The sequence below is a fragment of the Pseudomonas sp. PsB genome (assembly GCF_043658375.1).
Taxonomy (GTDB): domain Bacteria; phylum Pseudomonadota; class Gammaproteobacteria; order Pseudomonadales; family Pseudomonadaceae; genus Aquipseudomonas; species Aquipseudomonas putida_Z.
In genome coordinates this window covers 363,420-389,231 of the sequence record NZ_JBIGLU010000001.1, presented here as the reverse complement: position 1 = coordinate 389,231, position 25,812 = coordinate 363,420, and the positions used below count along the sequence as shown (strand labels likewise).

The 25,812-nt window shown below is 64.2% G+C and carries 24 protein-coding genes, 1 other RNA gene and 1 pseudogene; 12 read left to right on the top strand and 14 right to left on the bottom strand.

Translation table 11 applies throughout. The features are described from left to right. Positions 1 to 2 precede the first annotated feature (2 nt). From ACGLHT_RS01835 to ACGLHT_RS01820, 4 genes are read right to left on the bottom strand one after another with little or no spacing between them, the layout of a single operon-like run. Positions 3 to 488 carry a DUF4442 domain-containing protein gene (locus tag ACGLHT_RS01835; protein ID WP_274119815.1) on the bottom strand — a complete coding sequence of 162 codons (486 nt, stop codon included), beginning with the start codon at positions 486 to 488 and terminating at the stop codon, positions 3 to 5. After that, on the bottom strand, positions 485 to 1,684 hold the full coding sequence (gene ubiH / locus ACGLHT_RS01830; RefSeq protein ID WP_046613628.1) for a 2-octaprenyl-6-methoxyphenyl hydroxylase: 1,200 nt from the start codon (positions 1,682 to 1,684) through the stop codon (positions 485 to 487). The genes ACGLHT_RS01835 and ubiH overlap by 4 nt, the downstream gene beginning before the upstream one ends. After that, on the bottom strand, positions 1,681 to 3,015 hold the full coding sequence (gene pepP / locus ACGLHT_RS01825) for a Xaa-Pro aminopeptidase (RefSeq protein ID WP_025341052.1): 1,335 nt from the start codon (positions 3,013 to 3,015) through the stop codon (positions 1,681 to 1,683). Before pepP ends, ubiH begins: the two co-directional genes overlap by 4 nt. A gap of 21 nt (positions 3,016 to 3,036) precedes the next feature. Next, complete coding sequence (locus ACGLHT_RS01820) at positions 3,037 to 3,591, bottom strand: YecA family protein (RefSeq protein WP_003259367.1); 555 nt, start codon at positions 3,589 to 3,591, stop codon at positions 3,037 to 3,039. Positions 3,592 to 3,772: 181 nt separating this feature from the next. On the opposite strand from ACGLHT_RS01820, the gene ACGLHT_RS01815 reads away from it, so the two are divergent. From ACGLHT_RS01815 to ACGLHT_RS01800, 4 genes are all read left to right on the top strand, one after another. Next, positions 3,773 to 3,955: a TIGR02449 family protein gene (locus ACGLHT_RS01815; RefSeq protein WP_029886233.1), complete on the top strand. Its 183-nt coding sequence runs from the start codon at positions 3,773 to 3,775 to the stop codon at positions 3,953 to 3,955. After that, positions 3,952 to 4,272: a cell division protein ZapA gene (locus ACGLHT_RS01810; RefSeq protein ID WP_003259368.1), complete on the top strand. Its 321-nt coding sequence runs from the start codon at positions 3,952 to 3,954 to the stop codon at positions 4,270 to 4,272. Before ACGLHT_RS01815 ends, ACGLHT_RS01810 begins: the two co-directional genes overlap by 4 nt. 17 nt (positions 4,273 to 4,289) lie before the next feature. Continuing rightward, a non-coding RNA gene (ssrS, locus tag ACGLHT_RS01805) (6S RNA) lies at positions 4,290 to 4,469 on the top strand. An 80-nt stretch (positions 4,470 to 4,549) separates the two neighbouring features. Next, positions 4,550 to 5,158, top strand: a complete 609-nt coding sequence (locus ACGLHT_RS01800) for a 5-formyltetrahydrofolate cyclo-ligase (protein ID WP_003259369.1) — start codon at positions 4,550 to 4,552, stop codon at positions 5,156 to 5,158. 18 nt (positions 5,159 to 5,176) lie between these two features. Here ACGLHT_RS01800 and ACGLHT_RS01795 read toward each other — a convergent pair whose 3' ends face one another. Continuing rightward, positions 5,177 to 5,329 carry a hypothetical protein gene (locus tag ACGLHT_RS01795; RefSeq protein WP_013974724.1) on the bottom strand — a complete coding sequence of 51 codons (153 nt, stop codon included), beginning with the start codon at positions 5,327 to 5,329 and terminating at the stop codon, positions 5,177 to 5,179. A gap of 178 nt (positions 5,330 to 5,507) precedes the next feature. Between ACGLHT_RS01795 and ACGLHT_RS01790 the strand changes: the two genes are divergently transcribed. From ACGLHT_RS01790 to ACGLHT_RS01775, 4 genes are all read left to right on the top strand, one after another. After that, entirely contained in the window at positions 5,508 to 5,957 is a 450-nt protein-coding gene (locus ACGLHT_RS01790; RefSeq protein WP_025341054.1) for an EVE domain-containing protein, read from the top strand. A gap of 247 nt (positions 5,958 to 6,204) precedes the next feature. Further along, the gene (locus ACGLHT_RS01785) at positions 6,205 to 7,164 is read left to right on the top strand and encodes an HlyD family secretion protein (RefSeq protein WP_085704041.1); all 960 of its coding nucleotides are present in this window, start codon (positions 6,205 to 6,207) and stop codon (positions 7,162 to 7,164) included. Next, positions 7,161 to 9,881: a ribosome-associated ATPase/putative transporter RbbA gene (gene rbbA / locus ACGLHT_RS01780; protein ID WP_274119814.1), complete on the top strand. Its 2,721-nt coding sequence runs from the start codon at positions 7,161 to 7,163 to the stop codon at positions 9,879 to 9,881. Before ACGLHT_RS01785 ends, rbbA begins: the two co-directional genes overlap by 4 nt. A 1-nt stretch (position 9,882) precedes the next feature. Then, positions 9,883 to 10,995 carry an ABC transporter permease gene (locus tag ACGLHT_RS01775; protein WP_274119813.1) on the top strand — a complete coding sequence of 371 codons (1,113 nt, stop codon included), beginning with the start codon at positions 9,883 to 9,885 and terminating at the stop codon, positions 10,993 to 10,995. A gap of 169 nt (positions 10,996 to 11,164) precedes the next feature. On the opposite strand, the gene ACGLHT_RS01770 is transcribed toward ACGLHT_RS01775, so the two are convergent. Then, positions 11,165 to 11,569, bottom strand: a complete 405-nt coding sequence (locus ACGLHT_RS01770) for a flagellar basal body-associated protein FliL (RefSeq protein ID WP_025341058.1) — start codon at positions 11,567 to 11,569, stop codon at positions 11,165 to 11,167. A 169-nt stretch (positions 11,570 to 11,738) separates the two neighbouring features. On the opposite strand from ACGLHT_RS01770, the gene ACGLHT_RS01765 reads away from it, so the two are divergent. Then, a complete protein-coding gene (locus ACGLHT_RS01765; RefSeq protein WP_274119812.1) occupies positions 11,739 to 12,716 on the top strand; it encodes an NADPH:quinone oxidoreductase family protein in 978 nt (325 codons plus the stop codon). 114 nt (positions 12,717 to 12,830) lie between these two features. On the opposite strand, the gene ACGLHT_RS01760 is transcribed toward ACGLHT_RS01765, so the two are convergent. The 5 genes from ACGLHT_RS01760 to trxA all read right to left on the bottom strand — a co-directional run bounded on the left by ACGLHT_RS01760 (position 12,831) and on the right by trxA (position 18,324). Then, positions 12,831 to 13,481 (bottom strand): gamma-glutamylcyclotransferase, encoded by a 651-nt coding sequence (locus tag ACGLHT_RS01760; RefSeq protein ID WP_025341060.1) that lies wholly within the window; start codon positions 13,479 to 13,481, stop codon positions 12,831 to 12,833. 245 nt (positions 13,482 to 13,726) lie between these two features. Further along, positions 13,727 to 14,695, bottom strand: coding sequence for a CDP-6-deoxy-delta-3,4-glucoseen reductase (locus ACGLHT_RS01755; RefSeq protein ID WP_274078269.1), 969 nt, complete (start codon positions 14,693 to 14,695; stop codon positions 13,727 to 13,729). Continuing rightward, positions 14,695 to 16,161, bottom strand: coding sequence for a 4-hydroxy-3-polyprenylbenzoate decarboxylase (gene ubiD, locus ACGLHT_RS01750; protein WP_025341062.1), 1,467 nt, complete (start codon positions 16,159 to 16,161; stop codon positions 14,695 to 14,697). Before ubiD ends, ACGLHT_RS01755 begins: the two co-directional genes overlap by 1 nt. Positions 16,162 to 16,364: 203 nt before the next feature. Next, a complete protein-coding gene (rho, locus tag ACGLHT_RS01745) occupies positions 16,365 to 17,624 on the bottom strand; it encodes a transcription termination factor Rho (protein WP_003253661.1) in 1,260 nt (419 codons plus the stop codon). Positions 17,625 to 17,997: 373 nt separating this feature from the next. Next, entirely contained in the window at positions 17,998 to 18,324 is a 327-nt protein-coding gene (trxA, locus tag ACGLHT_RS01740; protein ID WP_012274768.1) for a thioredoxin TrxA, read from the bottom strand. Positions 18,325 to 18,580: 256 nt separating this feature from the next. Here trxA and ppx point away from each other — a divergent pair, with 256 nt between their 5' ends. After that, positions 18,581 to 20,083, top strand: coding sequence for an exopolyphosphatase (gene ppx / locus ACGLHT_RS01735; RefSeq protein ID WP_025341063.1), 1,503 nt, complete (start codon positions 18,581 to 18,583; stop codon positions 20,081 to 20,083). Here the strand turns inward: ppx and ppk1 are convergent. Further along, positions 20,070 to 22,313 carry a polyphosphate kinase 1 gene (gene ppk1 / locus ACGLHT_RS01730; RefSeq protein WP_025341064.1) on the bottom strand — a complete coding sequence of 748 codons (2,244 nt, stop codon included), beginning with the start codon at positions 22,311 to 22,313 and terminating at the stop codon, positions 20,070 to 20,072. The two genes, ppx and ppk1, sit on opposite strands and share 14 nt — an antisense overlap. Positions 22,314 to 22,526: 213 nt before the next feature. On the opposite strand from ppk1, the gene ACGLHT_RS01725 reads away from it, so the two are divergent. Continuing rightward, positions 22,527 to 23,171 carry a DedA family protein gene (locus tag ACGLHT_RS01725; protein WP_085704029.1) on the top strand — a complete coding sequence of 215 codons (645 nt, stop codon included), beginning with the start codon at positions 22,527 to 22,529 and terminating at the stop codon, positions 23,169 to 23,171. 501 nt (positions 23,172 to 23,672) lie between these two features. Here ACGLHT_RS01725 and ACGLHT_RS01720 read toward each other — a convergent pair. Beyond that, a pseudogene (locus tag ACGLHT_RS01720) lies at positions 23,673 to 24,101 on the bottom strand (sterol desaturase family protein); the annotation flags it as partial. A 310-nt stretch (positions 24,102 to 24,411) separates the two neighbouring features. Between ACGLHT_RS01720 and elbB the strand changes: the two are divergent. Continuing rightward, positions 24,412 to 25,071, top strand: a complete 660-nt coding sequence (gene elbB / locus ACGLHT_RS01715) for an isoprenoid biosynthesis glyoxalase ElbB (RefSeq protein ID WP_025341066.1) — start codon at positions 24,412 to 24,414, stop codon at positions 25,069 to 25,071. Positions 25,072 to 25,250: 179 nt separating this feature from the next. Here the strand turns inward: elbB and ACGLHT_RS01710 are convergent, their stop codons facing one another. Next, positions 25,251 to 25,703, bottom strand: a complete 453-nt coding sequence (locus tag ACGLHT_RS01710) for a YaiI/YqxD family protein (protein ID WP_013974739.1) — start codon at positions 25,701 to 25,703, stop codon at positions 25,251 to 25,253. Positions 25,704 to 25,812 lie beyond the last annotated feature (109 nt).

Genomic DNA, 25,812 nt, shown 5'->3' with positions numbered 1-25,812 from the left:
CCTTACGCCAGCCTCGCTTGCGGCTTGAGCCGCACATATAGGGTTTTATCGACCCGCGCCACCAGCTCGCCGGCGCCGTCGCGGATATCGACCTGCAAACGCGGCAGGCACTTCTTGCCGGTGGCGGTCTGCTGGCGGATTTCGTCCAGCAGCGCGTCATCGACGTGGAGTTCGGCATACACCGGGCCTTTGCCCGGCGAAATGAAATCGATGCTGGCAGCCTTGTCCCAGACGATGTAGTCACGCCCCAGCTGCTCGATCAACAGCAGCATGTAGAACGGGTCGACCATGCCGTACAGGCTGCCGCCGCATTGGGTGCCGACGTAGTTGCGGTTCCAGCGGGTCAGTTTCATCGCCACCTTGACGCTGCGCAGGTCCGGGCTGATGTGCTGCACGCGGATACCAGCCCCGAGGTGCGGCGGGAACAGGTTAAGCCGCCAGCGCAACAGGCACGCCCGGCGCGCCAGCCTGCGCGCGGCGTCACTCATGCCTGACCTCGCGGATCGGGGCGGGTGCCCAGGCCCATGGCCTGGCGGGCGAACCAGCTTTTGGCCGGTGGCAGCAGGTCGAGCCCGAGCAGGCCAAGGTTGCGGCCTGCGGCCAGCAATGGCTGGCTGCTGCCGAACAGACGGGTGACCTGGTCGGAAAAACCGATGGTCATGGCCTGGTCCAGGCGCTGGCGCTGGTGGTAGGCCTGCAACGTGGTCAGGTCACCAGGCTGCTGCGGCCCGGCCAGCAGCGCCTCGGCCAGCGCCTGCACGTCACGCAGCGACAGGTTGAAGCCCTGGCCGGCAATGGGGTGCAGGCTGTGCGCGGCGTTGCCCAGCACCACCAGATGCGGCCGCACCTGTTCCTGGGCCTCGATCAGCGACAGTGGGTAGAGGTGCCGCGCGCCGACCTGGCGCAAGGCGCCCAGGCGATAGCCGAACACGCCCTGCAGCTCGCGCAGGAAACTGCGCTCGTCGATGTCGGCCAGGCGTCGCGCGTCCATGCCCTGGCGGGTCCAGACCAGCGCGCAGCGGTTATCCGGCAGCGGCAGCAGGGCCATGGGGCCTTCTTCGGTGAAACGCTCGAAGGCCTGGCCACCGTGGGCCTCGCCCGGGGTGATATTGGCGATCAACGCGCTCTGTTGGTAGGGCGTGTGGCGCACATGGATGCCCAGCTGTTCGCGCAGGCCGGAGCGGCCACCGTCGGCCAGTACCGCCAGGTCGCACTCCAGCTGGGTGTCGTCGTTCAGCAGCAGGCGGTAGCCACCTTCGATGGCCTGCATCGCGGTCACCTCCGCCGGGCAGCGCCAGCTCACCACCTCGCTGTCCAGCCCTTGCCACAGGCACTGGCCCAGCCAGGCGTTTTCCACCACGTAGCCAAGCGCCGGCACGCCCTCTTCCAGGGCATCCAGGCGGGTGGCGCCGAAGCGGCCGCGGTCGGATACGTGAATTTGCCGGATCGGCTCGGCGCGATGGCCGATGGCCTGCCACAGGCCCAGCTGCTGGTAGATCTGCTGGGTACCGAACGACAGTGCCGACGAACGCGCGTCGTAGCTGGGCTGGAAGCTGTCACCGGGGGCGAACGGCTCGATCAGCAGGATCTTCCAGCCTCGCGCCTTGGCCCCCGCCTGCAGGGCCAGGGCCAGGCTCGCGCCCACCAGGCCGCCACCGATGATCGCCAGGTTTACCCGATTCATGCCGCGTCCTTGCGGGCGGCCTGCATCAGCGCCTCGATCTCGGCGACCGTGCGCGGCACGCCCGAAGTCAGGATTTCACAGCCTTGCCTGGTCACTACCACGTCGTCCTCGATCCTTACACCAATGCCGCGCCATTTCTTGGCCACGGCCTGATTGTCGGCGCCTATGTAGATGCCCGGTTCGACGGTCAGCGCCATGCCGGGTTCAAGCACCCGCCACTCGCCGCCCACCTTGTACTCGCCCACATCGTGCACATCCATGCCCAGCCAGTGCCCGGCACGGTGCATGTAGAAGGCACGATAGGCCTCGCTGTCGATCAGCGCCTGCACCTCGCCCGTCAGCAGGCCCAGCTCCACCAGGCCCTCGGTGATGACCCGCACGGTCGCCTCATGGGCGTGGTTCCAGTGCTTGCCGGGGGCGATTTCGGCAAACGCCGCGGCCTGCGCCTTGAGCACCAGCTCGTAGATGGCCTTCTGCTCGGGCGAAAAGCGCCCGCTGACCGGGAAGGTACGGGTGATGTCGCTGGCGTAGCAGTCGATCTCGCAGCCGGCGTCGATCAGCACCAGGTCGCCATCCTTGAGCGGGGCGTCGTTCTGCTGATAGTGCAGGATGCAGCCATTGCGCCCGGCCGCGACGATCGAGCCGTAGGCCGGCATCTTCGCCCCGCCCTTGCGGAACTCGTAGTCCAGCTCGGCTTCCAGGCTGTATTCGTGCAACCCGGCCCGGCAGGCCTGCATGGCCCGCACGTGAGCCCGCGCCGAGATGTCTGCGGCAGCGCGCATCACCTTCACTTCCGCTGCCGATTTATACAGGCGCATGTCGTGCAGCAGATGATCCAGCGCAACGAACTCGTTCGGCGGCTGGGCACCCAGGCGGGCCTTGGAGCGGATCACGTTGATCCAGTCCATCAGCCGGCGGTCGAACTCGGGGTTGCTGCCCATGGCGCTGTACACCCGCTCACGGCCTTCGATCAGGCCCGGCAGGATCTCGTCGATGTCGGTGATGGGGAAGGCATCGTCTGCGCCAAAATCGCGCACCGCACCTTCCTGGCCGGCCCGCAGACCATCCCACAGCTCGCGCTCGGGGTTGCGTTCACGGCAGAACAGCACGTATTCGCCATGCTCGCGCCCTGGGATCAGCGCAATCACCGCTTCCGGCTCGGGGAAACCGCTGAGGTACTGGAAGTCGCTGTCCTGGCGGTAAACGTGCTCGACGTCGCGGTTGCGGATGGCAACCGCGGCGGCGGGCAGGATGGCGATGCTGTTGGGGACCATCTGCGCCATCAGCGCCTTGCGCCGACGGGCATACTCGGCCTTGGGAATGTGGCTCATGGGCAGACTACCCCCGGTTGATCAGTGCAGCGATGGCTTGGGTGCGGGGGCGGCCGGCTTGGCCAGCTCGGAGAACAGCAGCAACGGCGCCACGCGCAGGTATTCCATGACTTCCATGTAGTCGCTCTCGCCGTCCTCGGATTCCTCGAGGGCTTCCTGGACCTGGGAAATGGCTACCAGGTCCTGCAGCACTTCCTTGGCCTCGTCGGACAGGTCCTTGCCACCGGCATTCAGGCCGAAACCGGTGATGAAGCCTTGGCACCACTGGCCCAGCGCGGTGGCGCGGTCGCTCAGGGCGGCGTCGTCGGAAGGCAGCAGCAGGACGATGGCCATGTCGTCGCTGGTCAGCTCGCCCTTGACCATTTCCTGCAGGCCGACCAGGGCGTTGCGCACGGTGTCACCGGGCTCGGTTTCCAGCAGCTGGGCGGCATCGGCCAGCCAGCCGTCGGCGTCGAAGCCGGCACCGGCGCAGCTGCGGCCGATCAGCAGGCCGTGCAGTTCGGCCGGGGTGACAGGATGACCATTGCTGGACAGCAGCATGGCGAAGGCGATGTAGGGCGATTGGGTATTGGGCATGGGCAGCTAGGCGCCAGACGGCGCAATGACTAGAATGGAGACCTTGTATCCTAGCACCGGCAGGCGCGCCAAGACCATCGGCACTGGCCGTCGCCGCCCAGGGAGAGGCATCATCGCCAGGTGACTCAACGACGGAGCGAATCGAGTGCAACCCACGCAAGAGAACGACCTGCAGGCACTGATGAGCCGATTCGAGTTGCTGATCGAACGTGTCGAGCAACTAAAACGGCAAAATGCACTCCTAGTAGCTCAGGAAAAATCCTGGCGCGAAGAGCGCGCCCACCTCATCGAAAAGAACGAGATCGCCAAGCGCAAGGTCGAGTCGATGATTTTACGCCTCAAGGCTCTGGAGCAAGACTCATGAGTTCAAGCAATAGCGTCACCGTGCAGATCCTCGACAAGGAATATTCGATCATCTGCCCGCCGGAAGAGCGCAACAACCTGGTCAGCGCCGCGCGCTACCTGGACGGCAAGATGCGCGAGATCCGCAGCAGCGGCAAGGTGATCGGCGCCGACCGCATCGCGGTCATGGCAGCGTTGAACATCACCCACGAAATGCTGCACCGCCAGGAAGACCGTAACGATGCCCCGGCAGGCGGCACCACCCGCGAACAGGTGCGCGACCTGCTGGAACGGGTCGACCAGGCACTGTCCGACGACGCGGATACCAAAATCGGCTGAGATTGGTATACTGGCGCCACTCCCTGGGGGATGCGCCAGTCGGTTATGTCCCTGAGCCGATACGCACAACCACGGGGGTTGCACGCTGGGGCCGGTGTGCATGTCCGCCCGACGGAAAGCCTTAACGCCCCCTGCAATCTCCACCTTGAACTTTCGGGTTCAAGGGCTACACCGATAGCGGTCTTATCGGGGAGCCTGAATTCTCTTGCCCGCCCCCTTCCGGCGGGCAATTCGTTTTGGCCGACCACGTCGGCCAGCACCTGGGATCGCCCGTGCCATGACCGACACCGCGCAGCTCACCCGCCCCCAGCTCCGTCGCCTGCTCCGCAATGCCCGCCGCGCCCTTACCCCTGCCCAGCAACGCCAGGCCGCCCTTGGCCTGTACCGCCAGCTGGCGCAGCACCCGCTGTTCCGACGCGCCCGGCATATTGCCCTGTACCTGCCCAACGACGGCGAGATCGACCCTTACCTGCTGCTGCGCGAAGCCCAGCGCCGCGGCAAGCGCACCTACCTGCCGGTGCTGCACGCCTGGCCGCGCACGCGCATGGTGTTCCAGCGCTTCGAGCAGGGCGAGAAGCTCAAGCCCAACCGCTTTCGCATTCCCGAGCCGGTCACCGAGCGCAAGCGCCAGCGCCCGATCTGGTCGCTGGACCTGATCCTGCTACCGTTGGTCGGTTTCGACGAAGTGGGCGGTCGCCTGGGAATGGGCGGTGGTTTCTATGATCGCAGCCTGGCCTACCAAGCACGTCGCCAGACCTGGAAAAAACCATTGCTGTTGGGGCTGGCACATGAATGCCAGAAGGTCGAGCGGCTGGCTCAGGCCAGTTGGGATGTACCGCTGCAGGGGACGGTCTCGGACCGTGGCTGGTACCTGGCGCCGCGTTGAGCGGCGCCGGCGGGGGCATCAACGTTGCGGCTGGCTGGCGTCGACCGGCATCTGATAGGCGTTGTCCAGCTTGCGCTCCCAGATACCTTGCGCATAACCGGTCGTGACCACACCCAGGCCGAAAATGAACACCAGGATCCACAGCAGATCCGGCTTGTTACGTTGATTCATCGAAGATTGCCCCCCAGGCAAACTGTTCAGGCTCGGCAATTTTCTGGGTATCGCCGGAGCATCGCGCTTTAAACGGGGCGCATTTTCCGACAACCTGCGTCTGCACGCAAACCTTGACGCCAACCGACTGTCGGTTTCATGCAACAGGTTATTTCAAACCTTTTCAGGAGCAGCACCCATGGCCTACTGGCTGATGAAATCCGAGCCCGACGAGCTCTCCATCGAAGCCCTCGGCCGCCTCGGCGAAGCGCGCTGGGACGGCGTGCGCAACTACCAGGCGCGCAATTTCCTGCGGGCCATGAGCGTTGGCGACGAGTTCTTCTTCTATCACTCCAGCTGCCCGCAGCCGGGCATCGCCGGCATTGCCAGGATCACCCGCGCCGCCTACCCCGACCCGACCGCGCTGGACCCGCAAAGCCACTACTACGATGCCAAGGCCACGGCCGACAAGAACCCGTGGAGCGCGGTGGATGTGGCCCATGTGCAAACCCTGCCACGGGTGCTGGAGCTGGGCTGGCTGAAACAGCAGGCAGGCCTGGCCGAATTGCCGCTGGTGCAGAAGGGCAGCCGCCTGTCGGTGATGCCGGTAACGCCAGAGCAATGGGCGGTGATTGTCGCTTTGCGTTGAAACTGCGACTAAGGTCAGATCTTGCTGACCGGCGCGGTCCCCTGTAGGAGCGGCCTTGTGTCGCGATGGGGCGCACAGCGGCCCCGGGATTTCAGCGTCACCCCATGGATTGCCGGGGCTGCTTTGCAGCCCTTTCGCGACACAAGGCCGCTCCTACAGGGACTGTGGGGGCCTTTGATTGATATCAACACGTCGCTCATGGCCGCAGGCCATGATGCAGTGTGCATGACCGCAAGGATGCAGACCGATGAACCGATACGCCCCCAGGATCTTCGCCACCGCGCTGATCGCCCTACTCGCAACAGCCGGTGGGCTGGGGTACTGGAAGTCGCTCCACGACCAGTTGCCCGAAGGCCTGAGCATGGGCAACGGCCGCCTGGAAGCCACCGAAGTGCAGATCGCCAGCAAAATCCCCGGCCGCCTGGCCGAAGTGCTGGTCGACGAAGGTGACAAGGTAACTCGCGGCCAGCTGCTGGCGCGTATCGACACCCGTACCATGGAAGCCCAGCGCAGCCAGGCCGAAGCCGAAGTGCTGCGCGCCCGGGAAAACTACGCCGCCGCCCAGGCCAGCGTGCAGCTGCGCCAAAGCGAACTGCTGCTGGCCAGCCAGGAGCTCAAGCGCGTGCGCGAGATCTTCCAGCGCAAATACGCCAGCCAGCAGTTGCTCGACCAACAGCAGGCGCGCTTCGACACGGCCAACGCCGCCGTGGTCGCCGCCCGCGCCCAACTGGCGGCGATCAAGGCCGCCATCGGCGCCGCCGAGGCCCAGGTGGCGCAGCTCACCAGCGAGATCGACGACAGCAGCCTGCGCGCACCGATCGACGGCATCATCCAGCTGCGCCTGGCCGAGCCCGGTGAAGTGTTGGGTGCCGGCGGCCGCGTACTGATGCTGATCGACCCCAGCGACCAGTACATGAACCTCTACCTGCCCGCCTCCACCAGCGGCCGGCTGACCGTCGGCGACCAGGCGCGGATCGTGCTCGACGCCCTGCCCGAGCGGGCGCTGCCGGCGAAGGTGGCCTTTGTCGCGGCCAAGGCCCAGTTCACCCCCAAGCAGGTGGAAACCCGCGACGAGCGGCAGAAGCTGGTGTTCCGGGTCAAGTTGCGCCTGACCGACCCGGGCGCCGTACCGCAGGCCAAGCCGGGCATGCCAGGCGCCGGCTATGTACGCACGGCTGAGGTGGACTGGCCGGCCAACCTGCAATGAACGCCCCGGCACTGCTGGCCGAGGGTATCAGCCATCGCTACGGCGATCTGGTGGCCCTGCATCCCCTCGAATTCAGCCTGCCGGCGGGCACCCGTTGCGCGCTGATCGGCCCTGACGGGGCTGGCAAATCGACCCTGCTGGGGCTGATCGCCGGCGTCAAGCGCCTGCAACAGGGCGAACTGCAGGTGCTGGGTGGCTCGATCCGCCAGCGGCGCCATCGCGCGGCGCTGTACCCGAAAGTGGCGTTCATGCCGCAGGGGCTGGGCAACAACCTGTATCCGGAGCTGTCGATCAGCGAGAACATCCGTTTTTTCGCCACCCTGTTCGGCCTCGGCCGCCGCGAATGCGAACAGCGCATGGCCAACCTGCTACTGGCCACCGACCTGCTGCGCTTTGCCGAGCGCCCAGCGGGCAAGCTGTCGGGCGGCATGAAACAGAAGCTGGGCCTGTGCTGCGCGCTGATCCACGAGCCGGACCTGCTGATCCTCGACGAGCCGACCACCGGCGTCGACCCACTGTCACGGCGGCGTTTCTGGGAGCTAGTCGAACAGGTGCGCGCGCAACGCCCGCAACTGACCCTGCTGGTGGCCACCGCCTACATGGAGGAAGCCGAACAATTCGAGCATTGCCTGATGCTCGATGGCGGCCGCCTGCTGGCCGCCGGCCCCAGCCATGAACTTGCCGCAGTCACCCCCAGCGGCAAGCTGGACGACGCCTTCACCCATTACCAAGGCGCGGGCAAGGCACAACACCCTCCGCTCATCATTCCACCGCGCCCAGCCACTGACACCTCGGTCGCCATCGAGGCCCACGACCTGACCCTGCGCTTTGGCGATTTCACGGCAGTGAACAAGGTCAGCTTCGCCATTGGCCGCGGGGAGATCTTCGGCTTCCTGGGCTCCAACGGCTGCGGCAAGACCACCACCATGAAAGTGCTCACCGGCCTGATGCCGGCCAGCGAAGGCAGCGCCAGCCTGCTCGGCCGCCCGGTGGATGCCAGCGACCTGGCCACGCGCAAGCGGGTCGGTTTCATGTCGCAGAGTTTTTCGCTGTATGGGGAGCTCAGCACCCGGCAGAACCTGACCCTGCATGCCCGCCTGTTCGACCTGCCCAAGGCCGAGAGCGCCCAGCGTATCGACGAACTGATCGAGCGCTTCGACCTGGGTGCCATCGCCGACCAGCCATCCGGCGCCCTGCCCCTCGGCCTGCGCCAGCGCCTGTCACTGGCGGTGGCGGTGCTGCACCGCCCGGAAGTGCTGATCCTCGACGAACCCACCTCCGGCGTCGACCCGGCTGCCCGTGACGACTTCTGGCGCCTGCTGGTGGAGCTGTCACGCGAGCAGGGCGTGACCATTTTCCTTTCCACCCACTTCATGAACGAAGCCCAACGCTGCGACCGCATCTCGCTGATGCATGCAGGCCGGGTGCTGGCCTGCGACACGCCGGGAGCCCTGCAACGCCAGTACCAAGGCAACACCCTGGAAGACGCGTTCGTGCGCTGCCTGGAACAGGCCCAGGAACTGGCGCCGCAAGCCACCGACAACGCCGTGCTGGAACAGGCCGCCACGCCTGCGCCGGCGCTGCGCCAGGGTTTCAGCCTGCGTCGCCTGCTGGCGGTGGCCAGCCGTGAGGGCAAGGAGCTGCTGCGCGACAGGGTACGCCTGGCCTTCGCTCTGCTGGGGGCGGTGTTCATGATGGTGATCTTCGGCTATGGCATTTCGCTGGATGTGGAAAACCTCGCCTTCGCCGTACACGACCAGGACCAGAGCCCGCAAAGCCGGGCCTACCTCGAAGCTTTCCGTGGTTCACGATATTTCGCCGAACAGGCGCCAATCCGCGATACCCGCGAAATGCACCAGCGCCTGCAGCGCTCGGAAATCAAACTGGCGCTGGAAATTCCGCCCGGCTTTGGCCGCGACCTGTACGCCGGGCGTCAACCGGTGGTGGCTGCCCGGCTTGATGGCGGTATGCCGTTCCGCGCGGAAACCAGCCGCAACTACGTGGAAGCCGTGCATCAGGCCAACCTCGAGCAACTGGCCAAGGCCAGCCCACAGCCGCAGCCGCGCCAAGACCTGGTGCGCCTGGAAACCCGTTTTCGCTACAACCAGGATGTGGTCAGCGTGAACGCCATCGGCCCGGGAGTAATGGCGCTGATCCTGGCCTTCATCCCGGCCATGCTCACCGCGCTGGGTATCGTCCGCGAGAAAGAGCTCAGCTCCATCACCAACTTCTACGCCACACCCCTCACCCGCCTGGAGTTTCTGCTTGGCAAGCAGATGCCCTATCTGGCCGTGAGCCTGGTCAACCTGGCGTTGCTGGTGGCGATGAACCGCTGGCTGTTCGCCGTGCCGCTCAAGGGCAGCGTGCTGGCCCTGGCCTGTGGCGGCGTCGCCTACCTGCTGGCGACCACCAGCCTGGGCCTGCTGATCTCGGCCTTCACCCGCACACAGATCGCCGCCATCCTGGGCACCATGATCATCACCAGCCTGCCGACCATCCAGTTCTCCGGGCTGATCGTGCCACGCTCGTCGCTGGACGGCGCGGCGGCGGTGATGGGCCAGCTGTTCCCGGCGGGCTACTTCCTCGACATTGCGGTCGGCACCTTCACCAAGGCGCTGGGCCTGCGCGAACTGTGGCCGCAGTGCCTGATCCTGCTCAGTTTCTTTGTTGTGTTCACCGGCCTGAGCCTGGCCATGCTGAAGAAGCAGGAGGCCTGAAATGTCGCGCCTGAACCACACCCTGCGCCTGGGCCTGAAAGAGCTGACCAGCCTGCACCATGACAGCGTGCTGCTGTTGTTCCTGCTGTATGCCTTCAGCGTGGCCATCTACATGCCCGCAGCCGGCTCGGTGATCGGCGTGCACAACGCCAGCGTCGCGGTGGTGGACGAAGACCACAGCCTGCTGTCACGCAAGCTCGGCGAAGCCCTGCAACCACCCGAATTCCAGCCCGCCGTGCCGCTGGCCCCGGGGCGCCTGGACCAGGCCATGGACAGCGGCCAGTACACCTTCGTGATCAACGTGCCGGTGAATTTCCAAAGCGACCTGCTGGCCGGGCGCTCGCCGGAACTGCAGATCAATGTCGACGCCACGGCCATGAGCCAGGCGTTCATGGGGGCCGGCTATATCGGCCACATCTTCGAACGCGAGTTGCTCGACTACAGCCAGCGCAACAACACACAGAGCCCGGTGGTAATAAACGCCAAGGCCCTCTTCAACCCCAACCTGGAGGGTGGCTGGTTCCTGGCGGTGATCCAGATCGTCAACAACATCACCATCCTGGCGATCATCCTCACCGGCACCGCGTTGCTGCGCGAGCGCGAGCACGGCACCCTCGACCACATGCTGGTGCTGCCGCTGACCGCGCTGGAAATCATGCTGGCGAAAATCGCCAGCAACGCGCTGGTGGTGGTGATCTGCACCTGGATTTCGCTGGTGGTGGTGGTCAAGGGCGCGCTTGGCGTGCCGCTCTCCGGTTCGATGGGCCTGTTCCTGGCCGTGACCGCGCTGTACCTGTTTGCCAGCACCGCACTGGGCATCTTCCTCGCCACCCTGGCGCGCTCGACGCCACAATTCGGCCTGTTGGCAATCCCGGTGATCATCCCGATGCTGTTGCTGTCCGGCGGCAGCACACCGCTGGACAGCATGCCGCAGTGGCTGCAGTGGGTGATGCAAGGGTCGCCGTCGACGCACTTTGTCAGCCTTGGCGCCGCAATCCTGTTCCGTGATGCCGGCTGGACGGTGGTGTGGCCGGACATCCTGGCGCTGGCCGTGATCGGGCTGGTGTTCTTCGGTGTGGCGCTGGCGCGGTTTCGCCGAAGCCTGGCGTCTTGATGATGCTCAGGCTCAGCGGGCACTTGTAGGAGCGGCCTTGTGTCGCGAAAGGGCCGCATAGCGGCCCCCGGATTTCGGCTATACCGCATCAATTGCCAGGGGCTGCCATGCAGCCCTTTCGCGACACAAGGCCGCTCCTACAGGGACCGAGTTAGTCAGACAAAGTGGATCACTGCACGATCAGGTTGTTGAACAGCAGGTCTTCAACGATCGGCTTGCCCTCTTCGGCTTCCATCACCTGCTGCACCTGTTTCAGCGCTTCCTGGCGAAGATGCTCCTTGGCTTCGACGTTGCTCATGCTGTCCACCGACTGTTGGGTGAACAGGGCCACCAGCTGGTTGCGGATCAGCGGCTCGTGGTGCTTCACCGCCTTGGCGGCTTCGTCGCCAGTCACGCGCAGGGCCACGTCGGCCTTGTACACGCGCAGCCGCGGGCTGCCGTCGAGGGCGTAGTTGCCGACAAAGGGCGGGCTCAGGCTGATGTAGGCGACTTTCGGCGCCCCTTCCTTGGCTTCCTCGGCCATGGCCGCAGCCGGCAGCAGCAGCGCCAGCACCATCAAGATCCACGCTTTCACGAATTTGCTCCTCAATACAGTTGGCGCCAGCTTACCCAGCATGCCGCTCAAACCCAAGCCCGGGCTTGTGCCGCCACTTATGCCTGCACATCAGGGCGCCCCATGCTCGTTGACCGGGCAGGCGGCACTCCTACACTTATCGGCCACGACCCGCAAAGGAATAGCCCCGATGAAAGCTGTGTTGTGCAAAACCCTGGGCCCGGCGCGCGACCTGGTGCTGGAAGAGGTGGCCAGCCCGGTGCCGAAGAAAAACGAGATCCTGCTGGATGTGCAGGCCGCCGGGGTCAACTTCCCCGACACCCTGATCATCGAAGGCAAGTACCAGTTCCAGCCACCGTTGCCGTTCTCCCCCGGCGGCGAGGCAGCGGGCGTGGTGGCCGCCGTCGGGGAAAAGGCCGGCGCGTTCAAGGTCGGCGACCGGGTCATGGCGCTGACCGGCTGGGGTGCATTCGCCGAGCAGGTGGCGGTGCCGTTCTACAATGTGCTGCCGATCCCGCCGAGCATGGACTTCACCACCGCAGCGGCATTCGGCATGACCTACGGCACCTCCATGCACGCCCTGCGCCAGCGCGGCCAGTTGCAGGCGGGCGAAACCCTGCTGGTGCTAGCCGCGTCCGGCGGGGTCGGCCTGGCGGCGGTGGAGATCGGCAAGGCCATGGGCGCGCGGGTGATCGCGGCCGCCAGCAGTGCGGAAAAACTGGCCGTGGCCAAGGCAGCCGGCGCGGATGAACTAATCGACTACAGCCAGGCCAGACTGCGTGACGAGATCAAGCGCCTGACCGGCGGCCAGGGCGTGGACGTGATCTACGACCCGGTGGGTGGCGAGTTGTTCGAGCAGGCAGTGCGCGGGCTGGCCTGGAATGGCCGGTTGCTGGTGGTGGGTTTTGCCAGCGGGACCATCCCGCAGCTGGCGGCCAACCTGGTGCTCCTCAAGGGCGCGGCGGTGCTCGGGGTGTTCTGCGGGGCGTTTGCCCAGCGTCAGCCGGAGGACAATGCGGCCAACTTCCGGCAGCTGTTTGCATGGCATGCCGAAGGCAAGTTGAAGCCGCTGGTGTCGCAGACTTATCCACTGGCTGAGGCAGGGGCTGCCATTGAAAAGTTGGGGCAGCGTCAGGCTGTGGGTAAGTTGGTGGTGCTGGCCAGGTAAGACAGTTCCGGCCTTTTCGCGGGCACGCCCGCTCCCACAGGAATACCATGCCGTTCGAGGCTGTGGTGATCCTGTGGGAGCGGGCGTGCCCGCGAAGAGGCCGGTGCAGGCTAATCAAACTTCGCGCAGGTTATGGCAGCGCCTGAACCGCGCCTCCAGGTTGCGATCGGGCATCTGGTGGCTGCGCAGGGCATTCAAGGTCTGTTCGACATAATCACGCGTGGTGCCATAGCGCCCCTTGGCACTGGCCAGGATCTGGCTTAGCAGGGTGTCCGGCAGGTTCCCGGCATAGCACGGCAAATGCCGCTCCAGCACGAAGCCCAGGGCCTGCACCTTGCTGCCATCACCCAACCGGCAACTGAGCCAGTGCGGCCGGTACGCCGGGTACGGCATCTCGCGTTGCCACAGGGCCATCAGCGACTCGTCCAGGCTGCTTTCATCCAGCCGGTAGGCAAAACCACTGCAGGAGCCCCCACGGTCCAGGCCGAACACCAGCCCGGGGGTTTCCGGGGTGCCGCGGTGTTCGTGCGACCACAGATACAAACCACGGTGGTAACCATGTACCCGCGCGCGTTGGCGCTCCACCGAGTTGCACTCCGGTCGCCAGATCAACGAACCATAGGCGAACAGCCACACCGGCCCACCCTGATGGCGAGACATGGTTGTCTTCATGGAATTGAACAACTGTTCGCGAGTATGTTGCTGACCGAAGTCGAGTGTCGGTGGATATGAAACTTCCCAGGACATACTTTCAAGTGCCGACATAAGCTGCCGCCATTATCCCTGTGAACTACGGATGTAGCGAGATTCGATTACGATGCGCCCCCAACCTCTGTACCAAGGGCGCTTGCAGTAACCATAGGACAGAAATGCAGGAATACTCAAGCCCTCGCGCCAGAGTTTCATCCGCGCTCCCGACGACTGGAAAGTACTGTTTCGACAACTGTGAAAGTTATTAGCCAAGGCGGTAACAATTACCGCCTTATACCCATACTTTCAAACTTCGGTTATTAGCCGCGTGGTGCGTAGGCAAACACATCGGCGCGCATGCGGTGCGCATCCATGCCGGCTTCGACCAGGGCGTCGAGAGTGGCATAGATCATGTTCGGCGAGCCGCTGGCATATACATGCACGCTGTTGAGGTCGGCGATGTCCTCGCAGACCGCCTCATGCAGCATGCCGCAACGGCCTTCCCAGCCGCACAGGTCGCTGACCACCTGATGCAGGAACAGGTTGGGCAGGCGCTGCCATTCGTCCCAGTGCTCGATCTGGTAGAAGTCCTCGGGCCGGCGCACGCCCCAGTACAGGTGCACCGGGTGCTTGAAACCCTGAGCCCGGCAATGCTCGACCAGGCTGTGCATCTGGCCCATGCCGGTGCCAGCAGCTATCAGCACCAGCGGCCCGTCGGGCAACTCGGCCAGGTGGGTGTCGCCGAACGGCATTTCGATGCGCGCCAGGCCGTCGCGCTTGAGCTGCTCGATAAGTTGCACCGCACTGGGCTCGCGCGCCAGCACATGCAGCTCCAGCTCGCGCCCGGCATGGGGTGCGGAAGCCAGCGAAAACGCTGCCTGCTTGCCGCCTTCGCGCTCGATCATCAGATACTGCCCCGCGTGGTAGCGCGGCGGCCTGCCAGCCGGCGCGCGCAACCGCACGCGCCAGACGTCGCCACCGACCTCGACGCACTCACTGACACTGCACGCCAGTTTGCGCACCGGCAACTCGCCCAGGGCGAGCACACCATCCCAGAGCAACACGCAGTCCTCCAGCGGTTCGGCAATGCAGGTGAACAGCTCGCCATGGTCGCGGACTTCACCTTCCTGGCGTACCCGGCCTTCGACCAACAACGCGGCGCAGACATGGCAATTGCCATTGCGGCAGCTGTTCGGGCAGTCATAGCCCAGCCGCCGCGCTCCATCCAGGATCCGTTCCCCGGGTTCGAGCGCCAGCACCGCCCCGGACGGCTGCAACGTTACCTGCATCAATCTATTCCCAACTGATCCCACAGCTCATCGATACGGCGGGTGACGGCTTCGTCCTTGACGATGACCCGTCCCCATTCGCGTGTAGTCTCGCCCGGCCACTTGTGCGTGGCGTCCAGGCCCATCTTCGACCCCAACCCGGATACCGGCGACGCGAAGTCCAGGTAGTCGATCGGGGTGTTGTCGATCATCACCGTATCACGCTTGGGGTCCATGCGTGTGGTGATGGCCCAGATCACATCGTTCCAGTCGCGGGCATTGATATCGTCATCGGTGACAATAACGAACTTGGTGTACATGAACTGTCGCAGGAACGACCACACACCCAGCATCACACGCTTGGCGTGGCCCGGGTACTGCTTCTTCATGGTCACCACCGCCATGCGGTACGAGCAGCCTTCCGGCGGCAGGTAGAAATCGACGATTTCCGGGAACTGCTTCTGCAGGATCGGCACGAACACTTCGTTCAGCGCCACGCCGAGGATCGCCGGCTCATCTGGCGGGCGGCCGGTGTAGGTGCTGTGGTAGATCGGTTTCTGCCGATGGGTGATGCGCTCGACGGTGAACACCGGGAAGCTGTCCACTTCGTTGTAGTAGCCGGTGTGGTCGCCGTACGGGCCTTCCGGGGCCATTTCGCCCGGGTGGATCACACCTTCCAGGATGATTTCGGCGGTGGCCGGTACCTGCAGGTTGCTACCCCGGCACTTGACCAGTTCGGTGCGGTTGCCGCGCAGCAGGCCGGCGAAGGCGTACTCGGAGAGGGTGTCCGGCACCGGGGTCACGGCGCCGAGGATGGTGGCCGGGTCAGCGCCCAGGGCCACGGCGACCGGGAACGGCTGGCCAGGGTTCTTCTCGCACCATTCGCGGTAGTCCAGGGCCCCGCCACGGTGGCTGAGCCAGCGCATGATGACCTTGTTGCGGCCGATCACCTGCTGGCGGTAGATGCCCAGGTTCTGGCGGTCCTTGTTCGGGCCGCGGGTGACGGTGAGGCCCCAGGTGATCAGCGGCGCCACGTCGCCCGGCCAGCAGTGCTGGATCGGCAGAGCGCCGAGGTCGACATCGTCCCCCTCGACCACCACTTCCTGACACACCGCGTCCTTGACCACTTTCGGCGCCATCGACACGACTTTCTTGAAGATCGGCAGCTTGGACCAGGCATCCTTCAGGCCCTTCGGCGGCTCAGGCTCCTTGAGGAAGGCCAGCAGCTTGCCGATTTCCCGCAGTTCATCGACCGACTCGGCGCCCATGCCCATGGCCACGCGCTCCGGGGTGCCGAAAAGGTTGCCCAGCACCGGGATGTCGAAGCCGGTGGGCTTTTCGAACAGCAATGCAGGGCCCTTGGCACGCAGGGTGCGGTCGCAGACCTCGGTCATTTCCAGGACGGGGGAGATCGGAACCTGGATGCGCTTGAGCTCGCCGCGCTGTTCCAGGCCACGGATGAAGTCGCGCAAGTCGCGATACTGCATGCAGGAGCCTCGTGTTGGCCGTATCGGTCGGGGGTGCAGAGTGTAGCGCCGTTCAGTGCCTAATAGCCAAAAATGACTTGGGGCCGCTTCGCGCCCCATCGCGACACAAGGCCGCTCCTACAGGATTACGCATTCCCCTGTAGGAGCGGCCTTGTGTCGCGATGGGGCGCGAAGCGGCCCCAATCAATTCCGGCCTGAAACGCTTACTTGCGCTTCATCGACAGGAAGAACTCGTCGTTGGTCTTGGTCTGCTTGAGCTTGTCGACCAGGAACTCGATGGCGGCGATTTCGTCCATCGGGTGCAGCAGCTTGCGCAGGATCCACATGCGCTGCAGTTCGTCGTCGGCGGTCAGCAGCTCTTCGCGGCGAGTACCGGAACGGTTGATGTTGATGGCCGGGAACACGCGCTTCTCGGCGATGCGGCGGTCCAGCGGCAGCTCCATGTTGCCGGTGCCCTTGAACTCTTCGTAGATCACTTCGTCCATCTTCGAGCCGGTTTCGACCAGCGCGGTGGCGATGATGGTCAGCGAACCGCCTTCCTCGATGTTACGCGCGGCACCGAAGAAGCGCTTCGGCTTCTCCAGGGCGTGGGCGTCGACACCACCGGTCAATACCTTGCCGGAGCTCGGGATCACGGTGTTGTAGGCACGCGCCAGACGGGTGATGGAGTCCAGCAGGATGACCACATCCTTCTTGTGCTCGACCAGGCGTTTGGCCTTCTCGATCACCATTTCGGCGACCTGCACGTGGCGGGTTGGCGGCTCGTCGAAGGTGGAAGCAACCACTTCGCCGCGCACGGTGCGCTGCATTTCGGTCACTTCTTCCGGGCGCTCGTCGATCAGCAGGACGATCAGGTGGCACTCGGGGTTGTTGCGGGTGATGTTGGCCGCGATGTTCTGCAGCATGATCGTCTTGCCCGCTTTCGGCGGAGCAACGATCAGGCCACGCTGGCCTTTGCCGATCGGGGCGCACAGGTCGATGACGCGGCCGGTCAGGTCTTCGGTGGAGCCGTTACCGGCTTCCATCTTCAGGCGCTTGTTCGGGAACAGCGGCGTCAGGTTTTCGAACAGGATCTTGTTCTTCGCGTTTTCCGGGCGGTCGAAGTTGATGGTGTCGACCTTCAGCAGGGCGAAGTAACGCTCCCCTTCCTTCGGCGGGCGGATCTTGCCGACGATGGTGTCACCGGTACGCAGGTTGAAGCGGCGGATCTGGCTGGGCGAGACGTAGATATCGTCAGGGCCGGCCAGGTAGGACGCATCAGCCGAACGCAGGAAACCGAAACCATCCTGGAGAATCTCCAGCACGCCGTCACCCGAGATCTCTTCGCCGCTTTTCGCGTGCTTCTTCAGCAGGGCGAAAATCACGTCCTGTTTGCGCGAACGGGCCATGTTTTCGATGCCCATCTGTTCGGCCATTTCCAAAAGATCGGTAATCGGCTTTTGCTTGAGTTCAGTCAGGTTCATAAGGGGAGTGACGTAATCATGTAAGAAGGGAGAATTAAGCTTCTGGCTTAATGAGGCCGCGCCGCTAGATGGCGACAGGATCGCGTACTGATTCGAATTAGGGATGCTTCGGCGACGGCGTGTAGAGGGCACTGGAGAAGCAGTGCGAGGCCGAATGTAACACTTGCTTTTTTCTGCGTCTAGTGGTTTTGCCCTGCCATTTTCTGCTGCAACACACCTGTCAGTAGGAGCAGCCTTGTGCTGCGAAGAGGCCATCAGCCGCAGCGACAACGTCAGCCTTACCGGCCCTTTCGCAGCACAAGGCTGCTCCTACATGGGCAAGACTGCCTTTGCAGAGGCAAAAAAAACCCCGCATCTGCGGGGCTTTTTCACATCACAGGTGGGCGTCGAGGAACGCGGCCAGCTGCGATTTGGACAGGGCGCCGACCTTGGTGGCTTCGACGTTGCCGTTCTTGAACAGCATCAGCGTCGGGATACCACGCACGCCGTGCTTGGCCGGGGTTTCCTGGTTCTCGTCGATGTTCAGCTTGGCGACGGTCAGTTTGCCCTCGTAGGTAGCAGCGATGTCGTCCAGAACCGGAGCGATCATCTTGCATGGGCCGCACCATTCAGCCCAGTAGTCGACCAGCACCGGGCCTTGAGCCTGCAGTACGTCGGCTTCGAAGCTGGCGTCGGTGACGTGTTTGATTTTGTCGCTCATGGAAATCTCCAAGGTCGTAAGCAATAAAAAACGTTGCCCATCATAGCCGCACCCGTCTCCTACAGGAAGCCGCGGACGATTGAGTGTAACTATAGTTGTGCAAGACGCCACGAATCGAAACTGTCATACAAACGTCATAGCATCGAATGGCACATTGCCTTGCATCAAGGCCAGCTCAACGGCTATGTACCACGCGTTGGCGACAGCCTGCTATCGTGGCACGATTGCCGGGTTAACGACCGAGAACAACCAGATCATGCCGCAAACCATCGCGAAGAACCTGTCCCTGATCGCCGCCATCGACCTTGGCTCCAACAGCTTTCATATGGTCGTGGCCAAGGCCCACCATACCGAAATCCGCATTCTCGAGCGGCTCGGCGAGAAGGTTCAGCTGGCCGCTGGCATCGACGAAGAACGCAAGCTCAGTGAAGAGGCAATGGAACGAGGCCTGGATTGCCTCAAGCGCTTTTCCCAACTGATCAACGGCATGCCGGCAGGCTCGGTGCGCATCGTCGGTACCAACGCCTTGCGCGAAGCGCGCAACCGCAACGAATTCATCCAGCGCGCCGAAGCCATCCTTGGCCACCCGGTCGAGGTGATCTCCGGCCGTGAAGAAGCGCGCCTGATCTACCTGGGCGTGTCGCATACCCTGGCCGATACCCCCGGCAAGCGCCTGGTGGCCGATATCGGCGGCGGCAGTACCGAGTTCATCATCGGCCAGCGCTTCGAGCCGCTGCTGCGCGAAAGCCTGCAGATGGGCTGCGTCAGCTTCACCCAGCGCTACTTCCGCGACGGCAAGATCACCCCGGCCCGCTACGCGCAGGCCTACACCGCCGCGCGCCTCGAGCTGATGAGCATCGAGAATGCCCTGCACCGCCTGACCTGGGACGAGGCCATCGGCTCGTCCGGTACCATTCGAGCCATCGGCGCCGCCATCAAGGCAGGCGGCCTGGGCAATGGCGAGGTCAACGCCGAGGGGCTGGCCTGGGTCAAGCGCAAGCTGTTCAAGCTTGGCGAGGTCGACAAGATCGACTTCGAAGGCGTCAAGCCGGACCGCCGCACCATCTTCCCGGCGGGCCTGGCGATTCTCGAAGCGATCTTCGATGCCCTGGAACTGCAACGCATGGACCACTGCGACGGCGCCCTGCGCGAAGGCGTGCTGTTCGACCTGCTGGGCCGCCACCACCACGAAGACGTGCGCGAACGCACCCTGAACTCGCTGATGGAGCGCTACCACGTGGACCAGGGCCAGGCTGCGCGCGTCGAGCGCAAGGCATTGCACGCCTTCGACCAGGTGGCTGACGCGTGGGACCTCAAAGACGGGAATTGGCGCGATCTGCTGGGCTGGGCGGCGAAAGTGCACGAAATCGGCCTGGATATCGCCCACTACCACTATCACAAGCACGGCGCCTACCTGATCGAACACTCCGACCTGTCGGGCTTCTCCCGCGAGGACCAGCAGATGATGGCCTTGCTGGTGCGCGGCCACCGCCGCAACATCCCCAAGGACAAGATCGCCGAACTGGGTGAGGAAGGGGTCAAGCTTCTGCGCCTGTGCGTGCTGCTGCGCTTCGCCATCCTGTTCCACCACATCCGTGGCAACCAGCAGATGCCGAAGGTCGAGCTCAAGGCTGCCGACAGCAGCCTCGATGTGGCCTTCCCAGAGGGCTGGCTGGAACAGAACCAGCTGACCCAGGCCGACTTCGCCAACGAGGCGGAGTGGCTGGCCCGGGTCGGCTTCGTCCTCAGCGTACGTTGAGGACCGGGTTGCTCAGGCGCTCCAGCAGGGTCGCCTGGGCACTGCGTGGGTTCTGGTTGCCGGTCGGCGTGCTGCGCACGTAGCGCCCGTCCGGCTGCAAGGTCCAGGCGTGGGTGTTGTCGGTCAGGTAGCCTTCCAGCTCCTTCTTCACCCGCAGCAACAGCTTCTTGCCTTCCACCGGGAAGCAGGTCTCGACACGCTTGTCGAGGTTGCGCTCCATCCAGTCGGCACTGGACAGGTAGATCTGCTCTTCGCCGCCATTGAGGAAGTAGAACACCCGCGTGTGCTCGAGGAAGCGGCCGATGATCGAGCGCACCTGGATGTTGTGCGAAACCCCCGGAATGCCTGGGCGCAGGCAGCACATGCCACGCACCACCAGGTCGATCTTCACGCCCGACTGGCTGGCCTTGTACAGCGCCTTGATGACCTTGGCGTCGGTCAGCGAGTTGAACTTGGCGATGATATGCGCCGGCTTGCCTTCGAGGGCGAACTGGGTTTCCCGCGCGATCATGTCGAGCATGCCCTTCTTCAGGGTGAACGGCGCGTGCAGCAGTTTCTTCATGCGCAGGGTCTTGCCCATGCCGATCAGCTGGCTGAACAGCTTGCCGACGTCCTCGGTGAGGGCGTCGTCGGAGGTCAGCAGGCTGTAGTCGGTGTAAAGGCGGGCGTTGCCGGCGTGGTAGTTACCAGTGCCCAGGTGCGCATAACGCACGATCTCGCCCTGCTCGCGGCGCAGGATCAGCATCATCTTGGCGTGGGTCTTGAAGCCGACCACGCCGTAGATCACCACCGCACCGGCCGCTTGCAGGCGGCTGGCCATCTGCAGGTTGGACTCTTCGTCAAAGCGCGCCCGCAACTCGATCACCGCAGTGACCTCCTTGCCGTTACGTGCCGCGTCCACCAGCGCGTCGACGATTTCCGAGTTGGCCCCGGAACGGTACAGGGTCTGGCGCACGGCAAGTACGTGCGGGTCCTTGGCGGCCTGGCGCAGCAAGTCGATCACCGGGGTGAAGGACTCGAACGGGTGCATCAGCAGGATGTCCTGCTTGCCGATCACGCTGAAGATGTTGTCGGCGTTCTGCAGCAGCTTGGGGATCGCCGGGGTGAACGGCGTGTACTGCAGCTCGGGGTGGCTGTCCAGGCCGGTGATGCTGAACAGACGGGTAAGGTTGACCGGGCCGTTGACCTGGTACAGCTCGCTTTCGCTGAGGCTGAACTGCTTGAGCAGGTAGTCCGACAAGTGTTTCGGGCAGGTGTCGGCCACCTCCAGGCGCACGGCGTCACCGTAGCGGCGCGAGAACAGCTCGCCGCGCAGGGCGCGGGCCAGGTCGTCGACCTCTTCGGAGTCCAGCGCCAGGTCGGCGTTACGGGTCAGGCGGAACTGGTAGCAGCCCTTCACCTTCATGCCCTGGAACAGGTCGTCGGCGTGCGCGTGAATCATCGACGACAGGAACACGTAGTTGGCGCCCGGGCCACCCACCTCTTCCGGCACCCGGATGACCCGCGGCAGCAGGCGCGGGGCCGGGATGATCGCCAGGCCCGAATCGCGGCCGAAGGCGTCGACACCCTCGAGCTCGACGATGAAGTTGAGGCTCTTGTTCACCAGCAGCGGGAACGGGTGGGTAGGGTCGAGGCCGATCGGGGTGATGATCGGGGCGATTTCGTCGCGGAAGTAGCGGCGCACCCAGGTCTTGAGCTTGGGTGTCCAGTAACGCCGGCGGATGAAGCGAATATGGTGCTTTTCCAGCTCTGGCAGCAGCACGTCGTTGAGGATCGCGTACTGGCGCTCCACTTCGCTGTGCACCAGGTCGCTGATGCGTGCTAGCGCCTGGTGCGGCTGCAGGCCGTCGGCACCGGCCTGTTCACGGGCGAAGTTGATCTGCTTCTTCAGGCCGGCGACGCGGATCTCGAAGAACTCGTCGAGGTTGCTGGAGAAGATCAACAGGAACTTGAGGCGTTCGAGCAGAGGGTAGTTCTCGTCCAGCGCCTGTTCCAGCACACGGATATTGAACTGCAGCTGCGAGAGTTCGCGATGAATGTACAGGCTGCTGTCGTCCAGGCCTGGGATGATGATTGCAGGGGCCGGCGCGGGTGCCGGAGCCGCAGGCTCTGCCACCGGTTCCACGGCAGGCAGGGGCGCCGGCGGCAGGTCTGGCGGGGTCTGCACCATCTCTTCGGGGAGTTCCTGGGCATCCTTGATCGCGACAGGGGTTAGCACTTCATTATTCATCTGGCGTTCCTGAGGACGTTAACGCCCTATCATCTATTGAGCGGCAAGATAAGCGCCCATTATGACGCCTGTGTTACACGCCAGGGCAAGCCATGGCGCGTGGCTTTTGGCATTCTCCGAGCAGGAATTGTTCATGTCGAGACACATTTGGACACTTTCACGAACGCGCGCGAAGGGGTAGGCTTCGCGTTCATTTCGCCAGCACCTCAGAAAATGCTTCAACAATTCCTGCAGGATTTCGGCTACTTCGCCCTTTTTCTAGGCACCTTCTTCGAAGGCGAGACCATTCTGGTGCTTGCGGGATTCCTTGCGTTCCGCGGTTACATGGACATCAACCTGGTGTGCCTGGTGGCGTTTTTCGGCAGCTATGCCGGCGACCAGCTGTGGTACTTCATGGGCCGTCGCCACGGGCGCAGGATCCTGGCACGCAAACCACGCTGGCAGGCGATGGGTGACCGGGCGCTGGACCACATCCGTCGCCACCCCGACATCTGGGTACTGAGTTTCCGCTTCGTCTATGGCCTGCGCACGGTCATGCCGGTGGCCATTGGCCTGTCCGGCTACCCGCCACGCCGCTATCTGCTGCTGAATGGTCTTGGCGCTGCCATCTGGGCAGTGGCCCTGGGCGCGGCCGCGTATCACTTCGGCGCCATCCTCGAAGGCCTGCTGGGCAACGTGAAGCGCTACGAGCTATGGGTGCTCGGTGGCCTGTTGGCGCTGGGCGGCCTGCTGTGGCTGCGCCGGCGCTTCCGCACGTTGCGCGCGGAGCGCAAGGCGGCGGGCAAGGCCCAGGCCCCAGAGGCTGAGCAGGCTGTAAGCCACGAGCAGCAACCAGGCCAGCGGCACGACCACCGCTAGGCCCAGTGCGCCGGCCAGGTACAGCGCCGGCGCGTTCGCCAGCAGCCGTACCAGCTCCAGGCGCACGGCCCATGGCCGGTTCTCCAGCAGCGCGCCAAGCACGAACAAGCCAAACGCCATCAGCGCCCAGCCGAGTACCAGGGCGGCGGTTGGCACGCGCTCGGCCACCTCCATCAGATAGCTGCCCAGCGCCACGTAACCCACGAATTGCACCGCCACATAGGCCTGCTGCGCACGGCCCAGGGCAACCTCGAACTTGCGAAACAACGCCAGGTCCTGCTTGGCCTGCGGGTAGCGTGCAGCCACATCGGCCGGGCGCCAGCCGGTGGGCATGAACCAGATGCGCAGTTTGTCCCACAGGCTGCCGGCGCGACGGGCGTCGTGCCAGAGCTGGGCATAGAACTGCAGGTTGGCCCACAGCGGGTTCCAGCTGGCCAGCGGCGTGGTCACCCCGAACACCACCGGCTCGGCCGGGTCTTCCTCTTTGAAGGTGCCGAACAGACGATCCCAGAGAATGAACACGCCGCCGTAATTGCGATCCAAGTAAGCAGGATTTTGCGCATGGTGGACGCGATGGTTGGATGGCGTGATCAACACCCACTCAAGCCAGCCCAACTTGGGAATGTGCCGGGTATGCACCCAGAACTGGTACAGCAGGTTGAGCGACGCCACCGTGATGAACACCAGCGGCGGCACACCGAGCAACGCCAGCGGCAGGTAGAACAGCCACGAGAAGATGAACCCGCTGCTGGTCTGGCGCAGCGCCGTGGTGAGGTTGTATTCCTCGCTCTGGTGATGCACCGAGTGCGCAGCCCACAGCACGTTGCGCTCGTGGCCAAGACGATGCAGCCAGTAGTAGCAGAAGTCGTACAGGACAAAGGCCAGCAGCCACACCCACCAGGCCTGCGGCGGCAGGCGCAGCAACGCCATGTGCTCGAACGCCAGGGCATAGGTCACCAGCCCCACCCCTTTGGTCAGCAACCCGGTACTGGTCGACAGCGCACCGGTGCTGAGGCTGTTGATCGAGTCGGCCAGGGTGAAGTTGCGCTGGCCGCGCACACGGTCGGCCAGCAGTTCGACGGCGATCAGCACGAAGAAGAACGGCACGGCCAGCAGGATCAGGTCCATGGGTACGACCTCAGGTGTTATCCGCCAAGATTAGGCCGCGCTTGCAGGAATCCCTATGGCTACATCTGCCAAACTAGAGGACATTTAGCGCCTCGACACTGGAGTAAAAAGCATGACAAAAAAAGTAGCGGTGATTCTTTCCGGCTGTGGCGTTTATGACGGCGCCGAGATCCACGAAAGCGTGATCACCCTGCTGCGCCTCGACCAGCGTGGTGCGCAGGTGCAGTGCTTCGCGCCGAACATTGCGCAGATGCATGTGATCAACCACCTGACCGGCGAGGAAATGCCCGAATCGCGCAATGTGCTGGTGGAGTCGGCGCGCATTGCCCGCGGCGAGGTCAAGGACATACGCGAAGCCAAGGCCGAAGACTTCGATGCGCTGATCGTGCCGGGCGGTTTCGGGGCGGCGAAGAACCTGTCCAACTTTGCCGTGGAAGGCGCCAACTGCAGCGTCCACCCAGATGTGCTGGCCCTGGCCGAAGCCTTTGCCGATGCCTGCAAGCCAGTTGGCCTGATCTGCATCTCGCCGGCGCTGGCGGCGAAGATCTACGGGCCAGGCGTGGTCTGCACCATCGGTACCGACGCCGGCACTGCGGCGGCCGTGACGAAGATGGGTGGCACCCATGAAGAGTGCGATGTGCACGATATTGTCGAGGACACCCAGCGCAAGCTGGTGACCACCCCGGCGTACATGGAGGCCAAGTCGATCAGTGAAGCGGCTGGCGGGATCTACAAGCTGGTGGACCGGGTGCTGGAGCTGACGCACGAGTAACGGGTGCAAGATTCAGAATCTGACGCGGTCCCTGTGGGAGCGGCCTTGTGTCGCGAAAGGGCCGCAGCGCGGCCCCGGCAATTTATGCGGCGAAGCTGAAATCCTGGGGCCGCTTCGCGGCCCTTTCGCGACACAAGGCCGCTCCCACACGTCGTGTCCATCCCGCCAGCCGGGTCGCTTCAGGGTTTGGACAACCGGGCAATGATCCGGTCCAGCGCATTGGCAAACGCCTGTTTCTCGCGCTCGCCATAAGGCGCCTGCCCTCCCCCCACCTGGCCCTGCTCGCGCAGCTCGGTGAACAGGTTGCGCGCCGCCAGCCGATCACCCATGTTGCGCTCGTCGAACTCGCGCCCGCGCGGGTCCAGTGCCGCCACGCCCTTTTTCACCAGGCGGTCGGCCAACGGCACGTCACTGCAGATCACCAGCTCGCCAGGCACGGCGTGCTCCACCAGGTAATCATCGGCCGCGTCCATGCCGCTGGGCACCACGATCAGGCGCACGATCGCGAACGCCGGCTTGGCCACAGCCTGGCCCGCCACCATCACTACCTCGAACTTGCGCTTGAGGGCGAACTTGACGATCAGATCCTTGGCCGCCTTGGGGCAGGCGTCGGCATCGATCCACACACGCATCGGAAAACCTCGCAATCAGCTTGAGACCCCCATCATGCCTCAAGCGCAACGAAAGCTGCAGCCGCCGCCCACGCGCGCTGGGAAAATGGCGCCAATATTTCAATTGCCG

Coding starts and splice junctions, on each gene's coding strand:
- ACGLHT_RS01835 (WP_274119815.1), bottom strand. CDS start 488: ATGAGTGACGCCGCGCGCAGGCTGGCGCGCCGGGCGTGCCTGTTGCGC.
- ubiH (WP_046613628.1), bottom strand. CDS start 1,684: ATGAATCGGGTAAACCTGGCGATCATCGGTGGCGGCCTGGTGGGCGCG.
- pepP (WP_025341052.1), bottom strand. CDS start 3,015: ATGAGCCACATTCCCAAGGCCGAGTATGCCCGTCGGCGCAAGGCGCTG.
- ACGLHT_RS01820 (WP_003259367.1), bottom strand. CDS start 3,591: ATGCCCAATACCCAATCGCCCTACATCGCCTTCGCCATGCTGCTGTCC.
- ACGLHT_RS01815 (WP_029886233.1), top strand. CDS start 3,773: ATGAGCCGATTCGAGTTGCTGATCGAACGTGTCGAGCAACTAAAACGG.
- ACGLHT_RS01810 (WP_003259368.1), top strand. CDS start 3,952: ATGAGTTCAAGCAATAGCGTCACCGTGCAGATCCTCGACAAGGAATAT.
- ACGLHT_RS01800 (WP_003259369.1), top strand. CDS start 4,550: ATGACCGACACCGCGCAGCTCACCCGCCCCCAGCTCCGTCGCCTGCTC.
- ACGLHT_RS01795 (WP_013974724.1), bottom strand. CDS start 5,329: ATGAATCAACGTAACAAGCCGGATCTGCTGTGGATCCTGGTGTTCATT.
- ACGLHT_RS01790 (WP_025341054.1), top strand. CDS start 5,508: ATGGCCTACTGGCTGATGAAATCCGAGCCCGACGAGCTCTCCATCGAA.
- ACGLHT_RS01785 (WP_085704041.1), top strand. CDS start 6,205: ATGAACCGATACGCCCCCAGGATCTTCGCCACCGCGCTGATCGCCCTA.
- rbbA (WP_274119814.1), top strand. CDS start 7,161: ATGAACGCCCCGGCACTGCTGGCCGAGGGTATCAGCCATCGCTACGGC.
- ACGLHT_RS01775 (WP_274119813.1), top strand. CDS start 9,883: ATGTCGCGCCTGAACCACACCCTGCGCCTGGGCCTGAAAGAGCTGACC.
- ACGLHT_RS01765 (WP_274119812.1), top strand. CDS start 11,739: ATGAAAGCTGTGTTGTGCAAAACCCTGGGCCCGGCGCGCGACCTGGTG.
- ACGLHT_RS01760 (WP_025341060.1), bottom strand. CDS start 13,481: ATGTCGGCACTTGAAAGTATGTCCTGGGAAGTTTCATATCCACCGACA.
- ACGLHT_RS01755 (WP_274078269.1), bottom strand. CDS start 14,695: ATGCAGGTAACGTTGCAGCCGTCCGGGGCGGTGCTGGCGCTCGAACCC.
- ubiD (WP_025341062.1), bottom strand. CDS start 16,161: ATGCAGTATCGCGACTTGCGCGACTTCATCCGTGGCCTGGAACAGCGC.
- rho (WP_003253661.1), bottom strand. CDS start 17,624: ATGAACCTGACTGAACTCAAGCAAAAGCCGATTACCGATCTTTTGGAA.
- trxA (WP_012274768.1), bottom strand. CDS start 18,324: ATGAGCGACAAAATCAAACACGTCACCGACGCCAGCTTCGAAGCCGAC.
- ppx (WP_025341063.1), top strand. CDS start 18,581: ATGCCGCAAACCATCGCGAAGAACCTGTCCCTGATCGCCGCCATCGAC.
- ppk1 (WP_025341064.1), bottom strand. CDS start 22,313: ATGAATAATGAAGTGCTAACCCCTGTCGCGATCAAGGATGCCCAGGAA.
- ACGLHT_RS01725 (WP_085704029.1), top strand. CDS start 22,527: ATGCTTCAACAATTCCTGCAGGATTTCGGCTACTTCGCCCTTTTTCTA.
- elbB (WP_025341066.1), top strand. CDS start 24,412: ATGACAAAAAAAGTAGCGGTGATTCTTTCCGGCTGTGGCGTTTATGAC.
- ACGLHT_RS01710 (WP_013974739.1), bottom strand. CDS start 25,703: ATGCGTGTGTGGATCGATGCCGACGCCTGCCCCAAGGCGGCCAAGGAT.